Consider the following 6958-nt stretch of genomic DNA (forward strand, 5'->3'; position numbering starts at 1 on the left):
CGATTATTCCGTTCTTTCAATCAGTTTATGCTTCAAGCGGGCCACGGCCCGTTTCACGCGCGGCCAACACCGCCGCGCCGGTCACCAGCAGCGCCGCCGCGACATACAGCGACACGGCCAGCGTGCTGCCGTAAGCGCGGTACAGGCCGGCGATCGCCAGCGGCGCAAAACCGCCGCCGATGACGCCGGCCAGCGTGTAGGCCAGCGACGACCCGGCATAGCGCACCCGGGTCGGGAATTGTTCGATGACGAAAGCCGCCTGCGGCCCGTACATCACGGCGTGGATCACCAGCCCGGCCACCACCGCGACGACGATCGGGATCGGTTGTGCGCTGTCGAGCAGCATGAAAAACACGAATGCCCAGGCCAGCGCCAGCAGCGCGCCGATCGCATACACCGGACGCCGGCCGATGCGGTCCGACAGCGCGCCGAACAGCGGCACCGTCAAGGCATTGCAGGCGGTGCCGATCATGATCGCGGTCAGCGCCAGCGTCGACGACAGGTGCAGCACCGTCGTCACATAGGTCAGCGTAAACACCACCACCAGCGCATACAGCACATCGGAGCCGATGCGCACGCCGCCGGCGATCAGCAGGCGCCGCCAATAGAGGCGCAGCACGTCGCCGATCGGCGCCTCGGCCTTGGCGCCGCGCTGGTCCAGCTCCGTGAACAGCGGCGTTTCCTCGATGCCGCGCCGTATCCACAGGCCGAAGCCGACCAGCAGCAGGCTGGCGATGAACGGGATGCGCCAGCCCCAGGCCAGGAAATCGCGCGCCGGCAGCAGATAGGTGATCAGGCCGATGCAGCCGGTGGCCAGCAAGGTGCCGAACGACGGCCCGACCTGGGTCCACGAGGCGTTGCGGCCGCGCTTGTCCGGCGCGCCGTGCTCGACCGAAATCAATACCGCGCCGGCCCACTCGCCGCCCAGCGCGATGCCTTGCACGAAACGCAGCGCCACCAGCAGCATCGGGCTGGCGATGCCGGCCGTGGCGTAGGTCGGCAGCAATCCCATCAGGCCGGTGGTCAGGCCCATCATCACCAGCGTTGCCACCAGCACGAAACGGCGTCCCAGCTGGTCGCCCAGGTGGCCGAAAATGACGCCGCCGATCGGCCGCGAAACATAGCCGACCGCGTACGTCGAAAAAGCCAGGATGGTGCCGGTCAGCGGATCGAACGATGGAAAGAACAGGTGGTTGAAGATCAGCGCCGCCATGGTGTTATAGACCGTGAAGTCATACCATTCCAGCGTCGTGCCGACCATGCTGGCGGTAGCCAGCCGGCCGGTGTTGGCCTTGCCGGCCATCGAGTGAGTGTGCATAGGATGTCTCTTGATGATTTTATGGTTGTGCGCGCCGCGGCGTGAAGGCGCCAGAGGCCATGGCGCAGGCCTGGTCTTCCCGGGCAGCCTAGCGCAAGTCGCCGTCGCGCAATTGCCACGACAATTGCAGGATCGCCGCGCCGCTTTCAGCCAGCCCCAGTTCCCGCGCCGCCAGCTGCGCAGCGAACAGCGCGGCGGCATGCGAGGAAGCGTCGACCAGCAAGATCGGATCGAGCACACGCCCGTCCAGTTGCTCGGCCGACAGCGGACCGGATAAAGCCGCGTCCGGCGTCAGCAGGCGCGACGACATCACGCCGTCGAGGTCCAGCAGGCGCCGGCCCAGGGTGGCTACGCTGGCGAGCGCCGCGCCCTGCTGGCCGGCCGCGCCGGCGCCGAGGCGCAGCAAGGCCAGCCATGCGCCGGTGCCGGCGCCGTTCTCCGCCTCGATGGCGCAGACGCGGCGCATCGGGTCTTGCATGCGCGCCAGGTTGGCCAGCGACCAGGGCGTTTGCTGCTGGAAGGCCCGGTGATACTCGGGCGTCTGGAACGCCAGCAAGGAGGTGGTGCGGTACAGGCCCAGGTATTTGCGCGGACCGCTGACGCTTTGGTAGCGGGTGCCGCTGACGAAGCCGGGAATCCGCACCCGTTCCTCGACGTGTTCGCGGTCGTACCAGCGGTTGAAATCGAGATCGTGCGCCGCATCGGCGCCGGTCCAGACGAAGAGCATTCCAGGTAAATTGTGCGAGCTGGGCGTATCCATGGCTATCCGTTCCGAGGTAAAAGTGACGTGCCTCAGGATAGGTTCCGCATCGCAGCCTGGCAAACGAGTTATTTTTACCGCTACCGATAAGTTTTTCTTTAGGGTGGCGGACAATACACGCCGGCCAGCCCCTGCGCAAACCGCTCGGCCTCCTCGCACGCCAGCAGCGCCACCAGCTCGATCGCATCGGAGGTCAAGTCTTTGCTGTAGCTGATGACGATGCGCTGCGGCCTGAGCTGGCTGGCGCAGCGGATCAGCGCGATGTTGCCCTGGTCGATTTCGTCGCGCAGCGGCGCCAGCGGCAGCACGGCGATGCCGAAGCCGGCCTTGACCAGCCGTACGATGGCGGAAATCGAACTGACGTTATGGATGCGCTGCGGTATCACGCCCTCGGTCTGGCACAAGGCTTTAAGCGCGGTATCCGGCTGCGAACCGCGGTTCATCGTGACGATGGGGCGCTCGGCCAGTTGCGCCACCGAAAAAACCGTGTCGGGATCGGGCCAGCCGGCGGCGCAGCCTACCCAGCCCATCGCGATCGCGCCGCTGCTCGTGTTGCGGATATGCTCGCCGGCCAGCATATCGGTTTGCAGCGCGATATCGAGTTCGCCCTGCTGCAATTGCTCGTGCAGGCGGCGCGTCGATTCCGACGTCAGCTGGATTTCGATGCCGGGATAACGCTCTTGCACCCGCTGCAGGAACGGGATCAGCCAGGTGTGCACCACCGTTTCGATGGCGCCGATGCGCACCTCGCCGACCACGTTCGACGGCGCCGCGCTGGCCGCGTACATGTCGCGGCACAGCTCCAGCATGCGTTCGGCATGCACCAGCAGCTTGCGGCCGGCGAAGGTCAGGCGGATCTCGCGCGTGTCGCGGTCGAACAGGCGCGTGCCGAAATCCTGCTCCAGCGACGCGATGCGGTTTGAAATCGCCGCCTGCGTGATGTGCAGTTTTTCAGCCGCGGTACGGAAACTGCCCAGCCGCGCGGCCCAGACGAATGCTTCGAGAAAACGGGTGTTCAAGGTGCGGGATCTTTCTCAGGAAATGCGGCTCTGCCGGATTGTACCCCAGTGAAAAACCCCGCTTGCCCGAGCAATCGAACGATCAGGCCAGGAAGTCGAGCAGGGTCAGCGCCACCACCTTGGTCGCCTTGCGCAAGTCTTCCAGCGCCAGCTTTTCATCGGCCTTCTTGGCGTTCGATTCCGGCACGCTGCGCGGACCTGCGCCATACATCACGATCGGAATCCCGTGTTCGCCATACAGCCGCGCATCGGCGTACAGCGGCGTGCCTTGCGCCGGGATCGATTCGCCAAGGATACTCTGCGCATTCTTTTGCAGGCTGTCGACCAGTTTTTCGGAACCCGGCAACGGCCGCAGCGCATGCGACAACAGCAGCCGTTTGATGTCGATGCTGATGCCCGACTCGCCGCTGACCGCTTGCTCGATCAAGGCGCGCAACTGCCGTTCCACCTCGGCGGTATCTTCTTCCGGAATCATGCGGCGGTCCATCTTCATGCTGACCTTGCCCGGCACCACATTGGTATTGGTGCCGCCGTCGATGCGGCCCACCAGCATGGTCGGGCTGTCGATGCCCGGTACCTTGGACTTGATTTTTTTCAGCTCCGGCAACTGGCCGTAGATCGCATTCAAGATCTTGTTGGCGGCCTGCAAGGCGTCATGGCCGGTTTCCGGCATCGCGCCGTGGCCGGATTTGCCGTGCACGGTGATTTCCAGTTGCAAACAGGCATTGTGCGCGGTAACGATGTTGTAGCTGAAACCGGCGGCGATGGCGAAATCCGGCCGGGTCAGCTTTTGTTCCAGCAGCCAGCCCGGCCCCAGCAAGCCGCCGAACTCTTCATCGTAAGTGAAGTGCAATTCCAGGCCGCCTTTCAACGGCAGCCCCAGCGCTTCCAGCGCGCGCACGGCGAAGATATAGGTGGCGAAATCGCATTTCGACACGGCCGCCGCGCGGCCATGGATAAAGCCGTTCTCGACCACCCCGCCATACGGCGGATAAGTCCAGTTGTCGCCCGGCGGCACCACGTCGCCATGCGCATTGAGCGCGATGGTCGGGCCGCCGGCCTGGTACGGACGGCGTACGATCAGGTTGGTGATGCTTTGCATGCCGTAATCCTCGACCGCCTGCCGCGGCACCACGTGTTTTTCGGCGCTCCAGCCAAAACCTTCGACCAGCGCCGCGACGGTGTCGGCATGCGGTGCGTTGTTGCCGGGCGGCGTGTCGGTCGGGATCTGTATCAGTTGTTGCAGGAATGCGACTTCCTCATCGAAGTGGGCATCGATCCAGTGAGTCAGTGCGGCGCGCGGGTCTTGAGTCGTCATAGTGTCTTTCCGTTTGAAGTTACAGCTTATTTTGCACCGGCGGCGAACCAGGCGCCCAGCATGGCGCGTTCGTCTTCCGTCATATTGGTCAGGTTACCGATCGGCATGGCCTTGAGTTGCACCGCCTGTTTATAGATTTGCGCCGCATGCTGGTGGATCGCCTCCGCGCTGTCGAGCATGATGCCGGCCGGCGCGGTGGCGAAACCGGGCTGGCTCGGCTGGGCCGCATGGCAGGTCGCGCAGCGCTGCGCGATGACCGCCTGCACTTTCAAAAATTGCGCGGCCGGATCGGGCACGCCGGCGCCAGCCACCGGCGCCGGCGGGGCTTTCGGCGCCGGCGGCGCGATCGCGACGGCAACCGCCAGCAGCAAGGCCACGCCGAGCACAGGATAGCCCCACACCACGCGGCCCTTGTGGCGCAAATTGAAAAAGTGACGGATGAATACGCCGGCCGCCATGATGAAGGCCAGCACCAGCCAGGCATGCTGGTGGCGATAGGTCATCGCGTAATGGTTGCTGATCATGATGAACAGCACCGGCAGCGTGAAATAATTGTTGTGCACGCTGCGCTGCTTGGCTTTGCGTCCATGCTCGGGATCCGGCAGCTTGCCGGCCGACATGGCCTCGACCATCTTGCGCTGGCCGGGAATGATCAGCATCAGCACGTTGGCCACCATGATGGTGCCGATCATCGCGCCGACGTGGATGTAGGCCGCGCGGCCGCTGAGGAACTGGGTCAGCACCCAGGCCGCGCCGACCAGCAGCGCAAAGATCGTCACGCCAAACCACAATTCGTATTTGGCCAGCCTGGAGCGGCACAAGGTATCGTAAACCACCCAGCCCAGCACCAGCGCGCCGATGCCGATGCCGATCGCTTGCCAGCTGCCGATGTCGGCCACCGCTTTGTCGACCATCATCGCCTGCGCGTTGAAATAATAGGCGATGGTCAACAGCGCGATGCCGGACAGCCAGGTGGTATAGGCTTCCCATTTAAACCAGTGCAAATCCTTCGGCAGCTCGGCCGGCGCCACCAGATATTTTTGCGGATGGTAAAAGCCGCCGCCATGTACCGCCCATAATTCGCCCGACACGCCCTTCCTGGCGAGGTCGGAACCGGGCGCCGGCGGACGGATCGAATTATCGAGCCAGACGAAATAAAACGAAGCGCCGATCCAGGCGATGCCGGTGATCAGGTGCAGCCAGCGCACGATCAGGTTGAGCCATTCAAGGCCGTACGGTATCAGATAGGCAAAAACTTCCATGGATTTCCTTCAAGCGGGACGGCAAAGATAGTGGATAAACTTACTGCATTATTGAGCAAACAGCCGAGCCAAAGCGTAGGCTCGAAGCTGCCCTAAGTTAGGCAAGATAAACTGAATTGTCTCTGGCCACATGAAAAATCACGTATATTTGACATATTCGTTTTCATATACACCCCAGCCAGCCATGTCCAGCCTGCCACAACATCTCGATCTGCACCTGATCCGCATCCTTTATCTCTTGTTAGTCGAGAAAAACGTCTCGCGCGTGGCGCTGAAGCTGAACCAGCCGCAGCCGTCGATTTCGGCGTCGCTGCGCAAATTGCGCGAATTGACCGGCGACCCGCTGCTGGTGCGCGGCGCGCGCGGCATGGTGCCGACCCAGCATGGCGAAAGCTTGCTCAATCCGGCCAAGCGCATCCTCGACCAGACCGAAAGTTTGTTTGTCAAAAAGACCCCGTTCGTGGCCCAGGAAGAGGCGCGCACCTTCCATATCGCCGCCCCCGATTATCTCGACAGCCAGTTCCTGCCGAACGTGGTGGCGCTGCTGCGGCGCGGTTCGCCGAAAAGCCGGGTGGTGATCCACAACCTCGGCGCCGGCGTCGATTACATCCGTTTGTTGTCAGATGGCGACATGGACCTGGTGATCGCCAACTGGGACGAACCGCCGGCCCACCTGCACATTTCCAAGCTGTTCGAAGATCCGATCATTTGCACCATGCACGCCGAAAGTGCCTACGCGCGGCGCACCGCCAGCGATGCGATGACCGTGGCCGACTACCTGAGCCTGCCGCATATCGCGCCGTCGCAAATGCTGCCCGGCTACCACGGCGTGATCGACGCCTTCCTCGAACGGCATAACCTGCAGCGCAACGTGGTGGTCGAATCGTCGTACTTCGGCCTGATTCCCTATATGCTGACGCAAACCGACCTGGTGCTGACCACCGGGCGCCAGTTCATGCGCTTTTATGAAAAGACGCTGCCGCTGAAAAGTTATGCCGTGCCGCTGAAATTCCCGCCGATGCGCTTTTATCAATTGTGGCACCAGCGCGTACACCAGGCGCCGGAACATAAATGGCTGCGCGACCAGGTCAGCGCCGCCGCCAAGGCGCTGCGCTAAGAGCCTATCCCAGTAGTGAGCGTCTTGTTCTGGCCGCGCATCTGGAGCGCGGACCAGGCGTGAGGAGGAAGCGTGGCGAGCCACGCGACGACGATCAACGCAGTCCCCGTTCCTGAGGCGCGCCAGAATAGGGCGTATTCATCTACTGGGATAGGCTCTAAGAG

General features: G+C 63.2%; 6 protein-coding genes. 1 reads left to right on the plus strand and 5 read right to left on the minus strand.

Annotation, left to right across the window (positions count from 1 at the left end):
- Positions 1–25: 25 nt before the first annotated feature.
- From GJA_RS20345 to GJA_RS20365, 5 genes are all read right to left on the minus strand, one after another.
- Positions 26–1318 carry an MFS transporter gene (locus GJA_RS20345; RefSeq protein ID WP_038495938.1) on the minus strand — a complete coding sequence of 431 codons (1293 nt, stop codon included), beginning with the start codon at positions 1316–1318 and terminating at the stop codon, positions 26–28.
- Between the two features lie 88 nt (positions 1319–1406).
- Positions 1407–2078, minus strand: a complete 672-nt coding sequence (locus tag GJA_RS20350; RefSeq protein WP_038495939.1) for a hypothetical protein — start codon at positions 2076–2078, stop codon at positions 1407–1409.
- Between the two features lie 98 nt (positions 2079–2176).
- Positions 2177–3097, minus strand: a complete 921-nt coding sequence (locus tag GJA_RS20355) for a LysR family transcriptional regulator (protein WP_038495942.1) — start codon at positions 3095–3097, stop codon at positions 2177–2179.
- 82 nt (positions 3098–3179) lie between these two features.
- Positions 3180–4415, minus strand: coding sequence for a M20/M25/M40 family metallo-hydrolase (locus GJA_RS20360; protein WP_038495945.1), 1236 nt, complete (start codon positions 4413–4415; stop codon positions 3180–3182).
- A 26-nt stretch (positions 4416–4441) separates the two neighbouring features.
- On the minus strand, positions 4442–5677 hold the full coding sequence (locus GJA_RS20365; protein ID WP_038495948.1) for a urate hydroxylase PuuD: 1236 nt from the start codon (positions 5675–5677) through the stop codon (positions 4442–4444).
- 184 nt (positions 5678–5861) lie between these two features.
- Between GJA_RS20365 and GJA_RS20370 the strand changes: the two genes are divergently transcribed.
- Complete coding sequence (locus GJA_RS20370; protein ID WP_038495951.1) at positions 5862–6794, plus strand: LysR family transcriptional regulator; 933 nt, start codon at positions 5862–5864, stop codon at positions 6792–6794.
- Positions 6795–6958: the final 164 nt, after the last annotated feature.

Source organism: Janthinobacterium agaricidamnosum NBRC 102515 = DSM 9628 (assembly GCF_000723165.1).
Taxonomy (GTDB): domain Bacteria; phylum Pseudomonadota; class Gammaproteobacteria; order Burkholderiales; family Burkholderiaceae_D; genus Janthinobacterium; species Janthinobacterium agaricidamnosum.